Source organism: Enterobacter sp. E14S, assembly GCF_055666685.1.
In genome coordinates, this window is sequence record NZ_JBVODQ010000002.1 from 617,852 (window position 1) to 629,506 (window position 11,655).

An 11,655-nucleotide genomic window follows, 5' to 3' on the forward strand; every position below is an offset into this window, starting at 1 on the left:
CTTAAAAAAAGCTGCAAAAGCCCTGAATGCATGGTCTCTCTTTCCACGGACTGTACAGCCTAATTTCCAAAAACGAGAGCAAAATCGAATAGCCGGTTTTTTAACGTTTTAATCTTGCGAGGAAAACCGTTAATATAAACCAAATTATCACTCAGTAGCGTTATCCCTATTCTGGAGACATTTCCTTTGATCAACGTCCTTCTTGTTGATGACCACGAACTGGTGCGCGCAGGGATACGACGCATTCTTGAAGATATTAAAGGTATTAAAGTTGCCGGTGAGGCGTGCTGTGGCGAAGATGCGGTAAAATGGTGCCGCACAAACTCGGCCGATGTGGTACTGATGGATATGAACATGCCCGGTATCGGTGGCCTTGAAGCAACACGCAAAATCGCGCGTACCTTTGTTGATACCAAAGTCATCATGCTGACCGTGCATACCGAAAACCCACTGCCCGCGAAAGTGATGCAGGCGGGCGCAGCGGGCTACCTGAGTAAAGGTGCTGCGCCGCAGGAAGTCGTCAATGCAATCCGTTCCGTGTTTGCCGGACAGCGCTACATAGCGTCCGACATTGCCCAGCAGATGGCGCTGAGTCAGATTGAGCCCGAAAAAACCGAATCACCGTTTGCCAGTTTGTCCGAGCGTGAATTGCAGATTATGCTGATGATCACCAAAGGTCAGAAGGTGAATGAGATCTCGGAGCAGCTGAATCTCAGCCCGAAAACGGTGAACAGCTATCGTTACCGGATGTTCAGTAAACTGAACATTCATGGCGACGTTGAACTGACGCACCTGGCCATCCGGCACGGTTTGTGTAATGCGGAGACGTTGTTAAGTCAGTGAGTGATGTGTTCGATTCAAAAGCATTTCTGAAAACCGTAACCAGCCAGCCTGGCGTCTATCGCATGTATGACGCTGGCGGTACGGTTATCTACGTGGGGAAGGCAAAAGATCTTAAAAAACGCCTCTCCAGCTATTTTCGCAGCAACCTGGCCTCCCGAAAGACCGAAGCGCTGGTCTCACTCATTCAGAATATTGATGTCACCGTCACGCACACCGAGACAGAAGCGCTGCTGCTTGAGCACAACTATATTAAGCTCTACCAGCCGCGCTATAACGTCCTGTTGCGTGATGATAAGTCCTACCCGTTTATTTTTCTGAGCGGCGATACCCATCCGCGCCTCGCCATGCACCGCGGTGCAAAACACGCCAAGGGCGAATACTTCGGGCCGTTCCCTAACGGCTATGCCGTGCGTGAAACGCTGGCGCTGCTGCAAAAAATCTTCCCTATCCGCCAGTGTGAAAACAGCGTTTACCGTAACCGCTCGCGCCCGTGCCTGCAGTACCAGATTGGACGCTGCCTGGGGCCCTGCGTGGAAGGGCTGGTAAGTGAAGAAGAGTATGCCCGGCAGGTGGATTATGTGCGCCTGTTCTTAGCCGGAAAAGACGATCAGGTCTTAACGCAGCTGATCGCGCGCATGGAAAAAGCCAGCGCCGCACTCGAGTTCGAAGAGGCCGCGCGGATCCGCGACCAAATCCAGGCGGTGCGCAGAGTCACTGAGAAACAGTTTGTCTCGAATACCGGTGACGATCTCGACGTCATCGGCGTAGCCTTTGACGCCGGGATGGCCTGCGTGCACGTGCTGTTTATTCGCCAGGGCAAAGTGCTCGGCAGCCGCAGCTATTTCCCGAAAGTGCCCGGCGGTACTGAACTGGGTGAAGTGGTGGAAACCTTTGTAGGCCAGTTCTACCTGCAGGGGAGCCAGATGCGCACGCTGCCTTCTGAGATCCTGCTCGATTTTAATCTTGACGATAAAACCCTGCTGGCCGATTCGCTCTCTGAACTGGCGGGCCGTCGGGTGAATGTACAAACCAAACCGCGCGGCGACCGTGCACGTTATCTTAAGCTGGCGCGAACCAACGCGGCGACGGCACTCACCACGAAGCTGTCGCAGCAGTCGACGGTCAATCAGCGTTTAACGGCCCTGGCGACGCTGCTGAAGCTTCCGGAAGTGAAACGGATGGAGTGTTTCGACATCAGTCACACGATGGGAGAACAGACGGTGGCCTCCTGCGTGGTGTTTGATGCTAATGGCCCACTGCGCGCCGAGTATCGCCGCTACAACATCACCGGGATCACGCCGGGCGATGACTATGCGGCCATGAATCAGGTGCTGCGTCGTCGCTATGGTAAAGCCATAGAGGAGAGCAAAATTCCGGATGTGATCCTGATTGACGGCGGGAAAGGGCAGCTCGGCCAGGCGAAAGCGGTATTTGAATCGCTTGATGTCAGCTGGGATAAAAACCATCCGCTGCTGCTGGGCGTCGCAAAAGGGGCCGATCGTAAGGCCGGTCTGGAGACATTGTTCTTCGAGCCGGAAGGCGAGGGCTTCAGCCTTCCGCCGGATTCCCCGGCGCTGCACGTCATCCAGCATATTCGCGATGAATCACACGATCATGCCATCAGCGGTCACCGCAAAAAACGGGCGAAGGTGAAAAATACCAGTAGCCTGGAAACGATCGAAGGCGTGGGGCCAAAACGTCGCCAGATGCTGCTGAAGTATATGGGCGGATTGCAAGGATTACTCAACGCCAGCATGGAGGAAATTGCAAAAGTGCCGGGTATTTCGCAAGGGCTGGCAGAAAAGATCTACTACTCGTTGAAACATTGAGGGCTCTGTAGCAACATAGAGCTAAATTTTACTGACAACAAACAGTTACCGTCATTATGCAATTTAATATCCCTACGTTGCTCACTCTCTTCCGTGTCGTACTCATCCCGTTCTTTGTACTGGCGTTTTACCTGCCGGTCGTCTGGGCACCCTTTGCGTGTGCGTTGATCTTCCTGATCGCAGCGGTCACCGACTGGTTTGATGGCTACCTGGCCCGTCGCTGGAATCAAAGCACCCGTTTCGGTGCCTTCCTCGATCCGGTGGCAGACAAAGTGATGGTCGCTATCGCCATGGTGCTGGTAGCCGAGCACTATCATACCTGGTGGGTAACGCTGCCTGCGGCCACTATGATCGGTCGCGAGATCATTATCTCTGCGCTGCGCGAATGGATGGCGGAACTGGGGAAACGCAGCAGCGTGGCGGTCTCGTGGATTGGTAAAGTCAAAACGACGGCGCAGATGGCTGCGCTGGTCTGGATGCTCTGGCGTCCGAACGCCTGGGTTGAATGGGCGGGAATTGGTCTGCTGTGGGTGGCGGCAGTGCTGACGCTGTGGTCCATGCTGCAATATTTGAACGCTGCGCGCGGGGATTTGCTTGATCAGTGATCGTTTCGCCGTAATTTTCAGCAAACGATCCAGGGATGCAAAAAATAACGTTGACTCATAACGTCATATCAGTAGAATGCAACGCATCGAACGGCGGCACAGCAAGCCGGACGGTAATGAAATCAAGTGGTTAGATGTTTACTTGATGACATGCGGGAATAGCTCAGTTGGTAGAGCACGACCTTGCCAAGGTCGGGGTCGCGAGTTCGAGTCTCGTTTCCCGCTCCAGATTAAAGACATGCGCAGTAGCGGGTGTCAGTTTGAAAAGTTTTACGGCGCGTTAGCAAAGCGGTTATGTAGCGGATTGCAAATCCGTCTAGTCCGGTTCGACTCCGGAACGCGCCTCCACTTTCTTCCCGAGCCCGGATGGTGGAATCGGTAGACACAAGGGATTTAAAATCCCTCGGCGTTCGCGCTGTGTGGGTTCAAGTCCCACTCCGGGTACCATGGGAAACAAAGAATAATCAAAGCAATAAGCAGTGTCGTGAAACCACCGAAAGGTGGTTTTTTTGTGCCTGTAATTTCTGTTCACTTTTTTCGTCAGCTTGACTCGCCTCAGGAAAAGGACAATCTTGTCCCGTACACCCTACATCAACCATTTTTCCTTTTTTTATTAAATAGATAGTCATGTTTAAAGACGGTTGTGTTTTAGTCGAGTATCTTCCAGTTTCGAATGAAGCACGGTTCGCATAAATTGATGCAAATCAAACTGATTTAAGTTAATGCATTTCTAATATTAATTAATTCGCGCTAAAAAATAATAGTGATGTATCTTAGCCGTAGCGAGAAGACGTTTAATTTGATAATTGCTGGTGGCCATTCGCTATATTGCCGGACCAAACCGTCAGTCTTATGTTCACGGGGTTAAGTCCTGGCAAGTAATGCCTTTACCAGAAACACACCTATCTCAGTTAACAAAATGTATATTTTACAATAACAAGAAGCCGTATCCCTGTCGGGAGAGAGACTGGATTTTAAAAGAATTGGATAATTAAAAATGAAAAAAATAATGATAGCTGCTTTTTTATCAGTAGTGATGACGGGATGTGCTAATAATCCTAACGCCTCTGACTATGAATTATGTCAGGCTATGAGCGGTGACACGTTCACCAGTGGGTCGGAAGCGGCTCAAATGATGCAAGCCAGAATACAGGCGGGCACTTCTACGGTCAGTGCGGCAGATTGTGCGGCTATTACACAAAGTACGGCAGCAGGATGGCAACAAAAGGCGGCTAACCTGAATGCAGCTAGCGCTGCATATAATCAAAGTATTCAGCCTAAACCTACCCTGGAAACTAATTGTAATCCGACTATAAACGGCGGTTTCACCTGTACACAGCAATAATGAGTCCTTATAGCTTAACTTTGTGATAAAACGCATTATTCACTATCCCCATCGTTCGCGCTGTGTGGGGCCAATTCCCACTACCATGGGAAACAAAGAATAATCAAAGCAATAAGCAGTGTCGTGAAACCACCGAAAGGTGGTTTTTTTGTGCCTAAAATCCGTCAGTCACACCCCGCCCAAATACGCCTTCCTCACCTCCTGATTTCCAAGCAGCTCTTCGCCGGTGCCGCTCAACCGGATCTGCCCGTTAACCATCACATACCCGCGGTCGGAAAGCTTCAGCGCGTGATGCGCATTCTGCTCCACCAGAAAGATAGTCATGCCGTTGCGGGCCAGCTCGCGCAGCGTCTGGAAGATCTGTTTCACCACAATCGGCGCCAGACCGAGGCTCGGTTCATCCAGCAGCAGCAGCTTCGGACGGCTCATCAGCGCCCGGGCGATCGCCAGCATCTGCTGTTCCCCGCCGGACATGGTCATCGCGCGCTGCTTGCTTCGCTCCTTGAGGCGCGGGAACAGGTCGAACATGGTTTGCATATCCTCAGCGGCAAACTGGCTGCCGATGGGGATGGTCCCCATCAGCAGGTTCTCTTCAACGGTCATATCCGGGAAGATTCGTCTGCCTTCCGGCGCCTGCGCAATACCGCCGGACGCGACGTAGTGGGTGGATTTATGGCTGATATCCTCGCCGCTGAAAAGTATCTTTCCGCTGCGAATACGGGGCTGGCCAAAGATGGACATCAGCAATGTCGATTTACCCGCGCCGTTTGCGCCAATCAGCGCCACGGTTTCACCCTTATTGACCTCAAGGGAAACCTGTTTAAGCGCCTGAATGACGCCGTAAAATACGTCCACCTCGCGAAATGCCAGCAGCGGTTCGCTCATAGGTTGACCTCGCTTTCATCCGTACCCAGGTAGGCGGCAATCACCTTTTCATCATGCTGGATCTGCTCGGGTTTTCCCCTGGCAATAACATCCCCGTGGTCGAGCACGATAATGTCGTCCGAAATCTCCATCACCATCCCCATATCATGCTCAATCAGCAATACCGTGATGTCATGATGATCCCGCAGAAAACGAATAATGCTGCTCAGCTTGTGCGTTTCAACCGGGTTAAGCCCGGCGGCGGGTTCATCCAGACAGATCATTTCCGGCCCGGTGCACATTGCTCGCGCAATTTCCAGACGCCGCTGCTGGCCGTACGACATCTCTCCCGCCAGACGATTGGCGCACTCCACCAGATCCACCACTTCCAGCCAGTAGAAGGCCCTGTCCAGGGCGTCGCTTTCCGCCCGCCGGTATGCCGGCGTATTTAAGATCCCGGCGAGCAGATTGCGATTAACGCGCATATGCTGCGCAACCAGCAGGTTTTCCACGACAGACATCTCGCGAAAAAGACGGATATTTTGAAACGTGCGCGCCAGCCCTGCGCGATTGACCAGATGCGTTCCGCCGAACATTTTGTAGAACAGACGCTGCCCGAACTGCGCGGGGTTAATCCAGTCACCCGGCTGGAATTTTTGTCCGAGCACCTGAATAACGTTAGTCGTTTTATGGCGGGTATTAAATAAAATGTTGCCGCCGGAGGCTCTGTAGAAGCCCGTCAGGCAGTTAAACACGGTGGTTTTCCCCGCCCCGTTTGGCCCAATCAGGGCGGTAATTGAGCTGCGCTGCACGTCCAGGTTGACGTCGTTTAGCGCCTTAATCCCGCCGAAGTGCATCATCAGATGTTCAACGCGTAATATCGTTTCGTTCATGGCGCGACGCCCTTACGCACGGCAAACCCGCTGCGGTTAATGCGGATCAAACCGCGTGGACGCCAGATCATCATCACCACCATGAGCATGCCAAACAGCAGGACGCGGTACTCGGCAAAACTGCGCAGCAGTTCCGGCGTTACCGTAAGCACAAAGGCGGCCAGTACCACGCCAAGCGTCGAGCCCATACCGCCCAGCACCACGATGGCGAGGATCAGCGCCGATTCAAAGAAGGTAAAGGAGGTGGGATTTACGAACCCCTGATAGGTGGCGAAGAACACCCCGGCAATGCCCGCGGTCGACGCACCCAGCGTAAAGGCCGACAGCTTAACCAGAACATGATTTAACCCCATCGAGCGGCAGGCAATTTCGTCTTCACGCAGCGCTTCCCACGCCCGACCAATCGGCATCCGCGTCAGGCGGTGCTTGATGTAGAGCACCAGCATCACCACCAGGAACAGAACCGCGTAGATAAAAATAAACTTCATGTTCGGGTTGTAGGTGAGGTGGAAAAATTCGTGGAAGGGCACGCCGCCTTCTTTCGCGCGTCGTCCAAATTCCAGACCGAAAAAGGTGGGGGGAGGGGCCGACACGCCGTTTGGTCCGCCGGTGAAGGTCAGCCAGTTGTTCAGTATCAGGCGAATAATCTCCCCGAACCCGAGGGTGACGATGGCGAGATAGTCACCGTGCATGCGCAGTACCGGAAAACCGAGCAGGGCGCCTGCGGCGGCGGCCATGATTGCCGCCAGCGGCAGCATGCTCCAGAAGCCTAAGCCGAGATACTGGTATCCCAGCGCCAGACCGTACGCACCAATTGCGTAGAACGCGACATATCCCAGATCCAGCAGGCCGGCCAGACCCACGACGATATTCAGCCCCAGACCGAGAAGCACGTAGATCAGCCCGAGAATGGCGACGGTCAGTACATATTTCGTGGCGACAAACGGAAAGCAAATCGCAAGAGCAATCACCAGAGGAATAATCCAGCGCATGCGGCTTTTGTATTCCGGTGGCCGGACATATACGCCCGCGCTATCGGCTTCGAAGCGCGCCTGGAAACGGGTGCCCGCGGCGGTACCTAAAAAGGCGCTCAGCAGAAAACGCCCGAGCATGACGATGCCAACCATCCAGGCCAGTCGCTGCCCGGCAAAGTTAAAGCTGTAACCGTCCAGCACTACGCCCGCTATGGGGCCGAAGATTATCAGCGCAATCAGCCCGGAAAAAATCGCGTCCAGCATGCAGCGTTTAAGTGAAAAACCGTGTGATGTCATCATTCTCTCCCTCACACTTTGGCCACAATCGGGCGCCCAAGCAGCCCCTGGGGACGGAAAATCAGGATCATGACCAGCAGGCCGAACGAAAAGACATCTTTATAGTCCGAGTTCACCATGCCCGAGAACTGGGCTTCCGCCACGCCCAGGATAAGGCCACCGAGCATGGCGCCGGGGAGGGAGCCGATGCCGCCGAGCACCGCCGCAGTGAAGGCTTTAATGCCGATCACGAACCCGACGTAGAAATCAAAGGTGCCGTAATTCATGGTGATCAGCACGCCTGCCAGACCGGCCATCGCCGCGCCGATCACAAAGACCAGCGAAATAATCCGGTCAGTGTTAATGCCCAGAATGGAGGCCATCTTACGATCCTGCTGTACCGCGCGGCACATCCGGCCCAGCCGGGTATGGTTGATAATCCAGGTGAGCACCAGCATGCCGGCAAACGATGCAACCAAAATAAACACTTTGGTGTAGGTTATCTGCACGAAGCCGTCGCCCAGATGCAGGCGAATCACGCCGTCCAGCATGGTCGGCACCCCTTGCTGACGCGGACCCTGGCTCAGCTGCGCGTAGTTTTGCAGGATAAGCGACATCCCGATGGCGGAGATCAGCGGCGCCAGGCGCGTGGAGTTGCGCAGCGGCTTGTAGGCGATACGCTCGATGGTCCAGCCGTACACCCCGGTAACCACAATGGTGAACACCAGCGTACCCAGAATCAGCAGCGGGAACGACTGCAGACCGAAGAACGAGAGCAGCGCCAGACCAATGGCGCAGAGATAGGCGGAAATCATATACACTTCGCCGTGGGCGAAATTGATCATCCCGATAATGCCGTACACCATGGTGTAGCCGATGGCGATTAAACCGTAGACGGAGCCCAGCGTTAAGCCATTGATTAACTGTTGCAGGAAGAATGTACTCATCTTAGCGCGCTCGTTTTATAGGCTGCGCGATGCGCGCAGCCTGATGTTTATTACGCGCCGACGGGCAGGCCCGCCGACGTTGAGCGTGACTCCGTCCCGTTACTGCACTTCCTTATATTTGCCTTTGTCGTCCCACTGGTACACCACGTAGTCAGACACTTTCAGATCGCCTTTGTTGTCCCAGGCTTTTTTGCCCATCACCGTGTCGACGGAATTGGCTTTCAGCCACTCGCTGGCTTTGGCGGAGTCCTTGCCGCCGGTGGCCTTGAAGGCTGCGGCAATGGCCTGTACGGAGGCATAGGAGTAAAGGGTGTAACCTTCCGGCTCGAATTTACCGGCGCGGAATTTCTCGATAACCGCTTTACCGTCCGGGATAAGGCGCGGATCTTTACCGAAGGTCATGTAAATGCCGTTCGTGTATTGCGGGCCCCCCGCGGCGGTCACCATCTCTTCGTTGACAATACAGTCGCCGGAGAAGAATTTCGCCTGCACGCCCTGTTCGCGCATCTGTCGAACCAGCGGACCGGCTTCCGGGTGACAGCCACCGAAGAACACGACGTCCGGTTTTAGCGCGCCGATCTTGGTCACCAGCGCGTTAAAGTCTTTCTCACCGCGAGATAACCCCTCATACATCACATCCTGAACCCCGCGTTTCGCCAGCGCCGCTTTGGTGGCGTCAGCCAGACCCTGACCATAGGTGTCTTTATCGTGAATAATCACCACGCGCTTGGCTTTCAGCTTGTCGATGATGAAGTCGCTGGCAACCTGACCCTGCTGGTCATCGCGTCCGCACATGCGGAACATATCGCTCATGCCGCGTTCGGTGATCAGCGGGTTAGTTGAGCCGGGGGTAATCGCAATAATGCCCGCGTCGCTATACACCTCGGAGGCGGGCATTGTGGAAGAGGAGCAGAAATGGCCGACCACGGCGTTGACTTTATCCTGGTCAACTAAACGGTTGGCGACGGCCACGGCCTGCTTGGGCTCGCAGGCATCATCCCCCTGAACCAGTTTGATCTTCTCGCCGTTAATGCCGCCTGCGGCATTAATGTCTTCAGCGGCCTGCGTTGCGCCGTGCCAGTACTGATCGCCATAGGTGGCATTCGGACCCGTGAACGGCCCTGCCACGCCAATCACAATATCTGCCCGGGCGGAAAACGCCGTCACCAGGCAACCGGCCAACACAAGAGAAAGAGGAGTTCTGATTAATTTCAGCGACATTATTATGTTCCTTAGCAAAGAGGTTTTTGCACCACGGCGTAAACCCGAACGCCCGACGGCGCAGCCAATCCGAAACACGAGCAAGAACAAAATGCACTAAACGAACAAGATACAGACGGCATCCTGCATATTACGGCGAGATTTCCCTGCGCAGAGGCGCGCGAAGAACGTTAAGCAAAAACGTTGCCAGAATGGTTAACCCATTGACGAGCATGCGACATGTTTGAGTATAGAGCGCCGCGTTATGCCGCCTTGCGGGAGGAGAAGAAATTACAGCGGAGATCACATATCGTTAACAATAAAGCCCATAAGTTGTGCAAAGGTCACGGTTTGCACGCTTTTGCAGCAATAAAGACCTAAACTTCAGCCCGGAGAGGCGTGAGTTATGTGTTAGGATCGTTTCCTTTTGCAGGAGTGTCAGCGATGACTGAAGGCCCATTGAATGAAAGCGAAATGGCGTGGCTTGAAGAGACGTTAATGTCTTACGGTCATGATGACGCGTCCGTGATTGACGTGTCCGAACTGGACGGCATGCTTACCGCAGTGCTTTCCGGTCCTGTTGTCGTTGAGCCAGACGCCTGGCTGGTGGCGGTGTGGGGTGGCGAGAAGTACATTCCGCGCTGGAAAAACGATCGTGAGATGAACCGTTTTATCGATCTCTGCTTTAAGCATATGAACGATATTGCCGAGCGCCTGAGCGAGTACCCGGATCAGTTTGAACCGATGTTCGGTTATAACGACGTTGACGGTGAGAGTTATACCGTGGTGGAAGAGTGGTGCTATGGCTATATGCGCGGCGTGGCGCTGACGGACTGGTCAGCCCTGCCGGAAGCCCTGAAGGCCGACCTTGAGGTAATTGCCCTGCACGGGACGGAAGAGAACAGCGAAAAGCTGGATGAACTGTCCGAAGAGGAGTATATCGCCAGCATCGAAAGCATCCAGCCTGCGGCACTGCGTTTATATCAATACTGGGTTAACAATCCGCAGCAGCCGGAAGTGAAGAAACCGACGGTGAACGGCACGAAGGTCGGGCGTAACGATCCGTGTCCTTGCGGCAGCGGGAAGAAGTTTAAGAGCTGCTGTTTGCACTGATACATTTTTGTGGTTTTGGTTCGTTCACCTTAAGACCAGTAGAGAATAATACGTTTTTAACCTGTGACCGAGATAAGGGGCCGTCGAGGCCCCTTATATGGCCAGGCGTATCAGACGTGAATAAGCTCAATGTTATCGTTGCTCACCGAATATCATTGATCTATACGCCTTGAGGTGCTTATTTTTATTCTGATATTGTCATATTTCTTTCTGGTATTTATTTTATCTTTTCATTTAATTCATGAATGTTTATTTTGTGTTTATTTGTGCGTTGAATAAATTAAATCCCTTATCCCTTTTTGCGAAATAATGTTTTAATGAGTGGTCTCCAGGCGTATATTTTGATTAATCTTATCGATTGATCAAAAGGATATTTGACGATGGCAGGACAATCAGACACGGTTCAACAACAGGATACCCTGAATCGTTATTTACTGTATTTCCCACGAAGTAAAACCGTTTCACCGGATGTTCATTCGTTTTGCGGGGAAGAAGAACTCAGTAAGCCCTACCGTTATACCATTCGCTTCACCAGTCCAAATCCGAACGTTGCAGTCAAAGACGTTCTGAACCAGATGGCTGAATTTATTCTGCGCGCGCCTGACCCGAAAGCGAAATCGACCTGGCACAATCAAGAATCCTGGTTGCCGGTGCGCCAGATTAACGGAGTGATCACGTCGTTTGCCCGTCTGAAGTCCTCTGCCGATGAAGCCCTTTACGAGTGTGTGCTGGAGCATGATCTGGCGCTGCTGGACCGGAATTACCG

11 protein-coding genes and 3 tRNA genes are annotated in these 11,655 nt (G+C 53.3%); 9 read left to right on the forward strand and 5 right to left on the reverse strand.

Annotation, left to right across the window (positions count from 1 at the left end; all coding sequences use genetic code 11):
- The first annotated feature begins 186 nt into the window (after positions 1 to 186).
- From uvrY to ACZ6J2_RS08100, 7 genes are all read left to right on the forward strand, one after another.
- Positions 187 to 843, forward strand: coding sequence for a UvrY/SirA/GacA family response regulator transcription factor (uvrY, locus tag ACZ6J2_RS08070; protein ID WP_013096026.1), 657 nt, complete (start codon positions 187 to 189; stop codon positions 841 to 843).
- Positions 840 to 2,672: an excinuclease ABC subunit UvrC gene (gene uvrC / locus ACZ6J2_RS08075; protein WP_471725352.1), complete on the forward strand. Its 1,833-nt coding sequence runs from the start codon at positions 840 to 842 to the stop codon at positions 2,670 to 2,672. Before uvrY ends, uvrC begins: the two co-directional genes overlap by 4 nt.
- Positions 2,673 to 2,728: 56 nt before the next feature.
- Positions 2,729 to 3,277 carry a CDP-diacylglycerol--glycerol-3-phosphate 3-phosphatidyltransferase gene (gene pgsA / locus ACZ6J2_RS08080; RefSeq protein WP_028019572.1) on the forward strand — a complete coding sequence of 183 codons (549 nt, stop codon included), beginning with the start codon at positions 2,729 to 2,731 and terminating at the stop codon, positions 3,275 to 3,277.
- A 152-nt stretch (positions 3,278 to 3,429) separates the two neighbouring features.
- Positions 3,430 to 3,505, forward strand: a tRNA-Gly gene (locus ACZ6J2_RS08085).
- A 46-nt stretch (positions 3,506 to 3,551) separates the two neighbouring features.
- Positions 3,552 to 3,625, forward strand: a tRNA-Cys gene (locus tag ACZ6J2_RS08090).
- A 12-nt stretch (positions 3,626 to 3,637) separates the two neighbouring features.
- Positions 3,638 to 3,724: transfer RNA gene (locus ACZ6J2_RS08095), tRNA-Leu, on the forward strand.
- 550 nt (positions 3,725 to 4,274) lie between these two features.
- The gene (locus ACZ6J2_RS08100; RefSeq protein WP_471725353.1) at positions 4,275 to 4,622 is read left to right on the forward strand and encodes a hypothetical protein; all 348 of its coding nucleotides are present in this window, start codon (positions 4,275 to 4,277) and stop codon (positions 4,620 to 4,622) included.
- A gap of 168 nt (positions 4,623 to 4,790) precedes the next feature.
- Here the strand turns inward: ACZ6J2_RS08100 and ACZ6J2_RS08105 are convergent, their stop codons facing one another.
- The 5 genes from ACZ6J2_RS08105 to ACZ6J2_RS08125 all read right to left on the reverse strand — a co-directional run bounded on the left by ACZ6J2_RS08105 (position 4,791) and on the right by ACZ6J2_RS08125 (position 9,797).
- Positions 4,791 to 5,507: an ABC transporter ATP-binding protein gene (locus ACZ6J2_RS08105; RefSeq protein WP_471725354.1), complete on the reverse strand. Its 717-nt coding sequence runs from the start codon at positions 5,505 to 5,507 to the stop codon at positions 4,791 to 4,793.
- Positions 5,504 to 6,379, reverse strand: a complete 876-nt coding sequence (locus tag ACZ6J2_RS08110; RefSeq protein ID WP_471725355.1) for an ATP-binding cassette domain-containing protein — start codon at positions 6,377 to 6,379, stop codon at positions 5,504 to 5,506. Before ACZ6J2_RS08110 ends, ACZ6J2_RS08105 begins: the two co-directional genes overlap by 4 nt.
- The gene (livM, locus tag ACZ6J2_RS08115; RefSeq protein WP_471725366.1) at positions 6,376 to 7,650 is read right to left on the reverse strand and encodes a high-affinity branched-chain amino acid ABC transporter permease LivM; all 1,275 of its coding nucleotides are present in this window, start codon (positions 7,648 to 7,650) and stop codon (positions 6,376 to 6,378) included. The genes ACZ6J2_RS08110 and livM overlap by 4 nt, the downstream gene beginning before the upstream one ends.
- 11 nt (positions 7,651 to 7,661) lie before the next feature.
- On the reverse strand, positions 7,662 to 8,576 hold the full coding sequence (locus ACZ6J2_RS08120; protein WP_023312278.1) for an ABC transporter permease subunit: 915 nt from the start codon (positions 8,574 to 8,576) through the stop codon (positions 7,662 to 7,664).
- Positions 8,577 to 8,675: 99 nt separating this feature from the next.
- Entirely contained in the window at positions 8,676 to 9,797 is a 1,122-nt protein-coding gene (locus ACZ6J2_RS08125) for a branched-chain amino acid ABC transporter substrate-binding protein (RefSeq protein ID WP_471725356.1), read from the reverse strand.
- 423 nt (positions 9,798 to 10,220) lie between these two features.
- Here ACZ6J2_RS08125 and ACZ6J2_RS08130 point away from each other — a divergent pair, with 423 nt between their 5' ends.
- Both ACZ6J2_RS08130 and ACZ6J2_RS08135 read left to right on the forward strand, forming a co-directional pair.
- Positions 10,221 to 10,889 carry a YecA/YgfB family protein gene (locus ACZ6J2_RS08130; protein WP_023336148.1) on the forward strand — a complete coding sequence of 223 codons (669 nt, stop codon included), beginning with the start codon at positions 10,221 to 10,223 and terminating at the stop codon, positions 10,887 to 10,889.
- A gap of 380 nt (positions 10,890 to 11,269) precedes the next feature.
- Positions 11,270 to 11,655 (forward strand): contractile injection system protein, VgrG/Pvc8 family (locus ACZ6J2_RS08135; protein WP_471725357.1); only part of this gene is annotated, 386 nt, incomplete at its 3' end.

Excerpts from the sequence above, each read along its gene's own strand:
- ACZ6J2_RS08100 (WP_471725353.1), top strand. The coding sequence starts at position 4,275 with ATGAAAAAAATAATGATAGCTGCTTTTTTATCAGTAGTGATGACGGGA.
- ACZ6J2_RS08105 (WP_471725354.1), bottom strand. The coding sequence starts at position 5,507 with ATGAGCGAACCGCTGCTGGCATTTCGCGAGGTGGACGTATTTTACGGC.
- pgsA (WP_028019572.1), top strand. The coding sequence starts at position 2,729 with ATGCAATTTAATATCCCTACGTTGCTCACTCTCTTCCGTGTCGTACTC.
- ACZ6J2_RS08120 (WP_023312278.1), bottom strand. The coding sequence starts at position 8,576 with ATGAGTACATTCTTCCTGCAACAGTTAATCAATGGCTTAACGCTGGGC.
- livM (WP_471725366.1), bottom strand. The coding sequence starts at position 7,650 with ATGACATCACACGGTTTTTCACTTAAACGCTGCATGCTGGACGCGATT.
- ACZ6J2_RS08110 (WP_471725355.1), bottom strand. The coding sequence starts at position 6,379 with ATGAACGAAACGATATTACGCGTTGAACATCTGATGATGCACTTCGGC.
- ACZ6J2_RS08125 (WP_471725356.1), bottom strand. The coding sequence starts at position 9,797 with ATGTCGCTGAAATTAATCAGAACTCCTCTTTCTCTTGTGTTGGCCGGT.
- ACZ6J2_RS08130 (WP_023336148.1), top strand. The coding sequence starts at position 10,221 with ATGACTGAAGGCCCATTGAATGAAAGCGAAATGGCGTGGCTTGAAGAG.